At 53.3% G+C, this 336-nt stretch carries 1 protein-coding gene; it reads right to left on the minus strand.

Annotated elements, in window-relative coordinates; all coding sequences use genetic code 11:
* Window positions 1–305, minus strand: a 305-nt coding sequence (locus AC1RPW_RS08240) for a hypothetical protein (protein ID WP_481769479.1), incomplete at its 3' end; no start/stop codon positions are given.
* Window positions 306–336 lie beyond the last annotated feature (31 nt).

Raw genomic sequence — 336 nt, forward strand, 5'->3', positions numbered from 1 at the left:
GTCTCCACGACCTCACGAAGCGTCACGTTGATCTTGAAACTGCGGTTCTGTAGCGTGGCCTTGCGAACTTTCTCCACCCACTTATCGAACTGCGCGTAGTTGTACGCACTCTTGCATTCGATGGTGTAGGTAGTGCTGCCCTTCGAGTTGTAGCAGCGTTGCGTCTCGTCAAACGTCCGGACCTTGGCCACGAACTTTTCGATGTTGGTGCCCGGGGCCCAGTCCGAGATCGTGATAGTTTTATGATCTCGATCGATGTTCATCGTCGACTCGAACTGGACCTTCCCCTTGCTAGTCTCAAACATCGAGAGCCAACCCTTCTGGTTCTCTTTGGAC

It is taken from the genome of Dellaglioa sp. CoH-55-MRSF-8 (assembly GCF_056782195.1).